The sequence below is a fragment of the Staphylococcus pasteuri genome, from assembly GCF_030547725.1.
Taxonomy (GTDB): domain Bacteria; phylum Bacillota; class Bacilli; order Staphylococcales; family Staphylococcaceae; genus Staphylococcus; species Staphylococcus pasteuri.
The window spans coordinates 1-277 of sequence record NZ_JAUOQO010000295.1; the positions used below are offsets into that span (position 1 = coordinate 1).

At 38.6% G+C, this 277-nt stretch carries 1 protein-coding gene; it reads left to right on the plus strand.

The features are described 5' to 3' along the window. Positions 1–75: 75 nt before the first annotated feature. The coding region (locus tag Q4528_RS13730; protein WP_303522116.1) for a flagellar M-ring protein FliF C-terminal domain-containing protein at positions 76–277 on the plus strand (202 nt) is incomplete at its 3' end.

Below are 277 nucleotides of genomic sequence, written 5' to 3' on the forward strand. Positions count from 1 at the left end.
GTTGTAGACACTTATGGCAATCAGTTAAATAAATCAGATAACGACTCGTTTATTTCATCTAAGCAAATAGACTACGTGGCTGGCTTAGAAAGCACTAAATCCGAAAAAATCACCCGTATTATCGAGTCTTTTGTTGGTGTTGGTAATGTGAAGGTAGCTGTAACCGCCGATGTAGATATTTCTCATAAAGAAATTAGGCAGGACGCTTATGATTCAGAAAATCCCTCTATTAGATCAAGGCAGGTTGCCACTAATCGTCAATCTGGAATATCTGGTG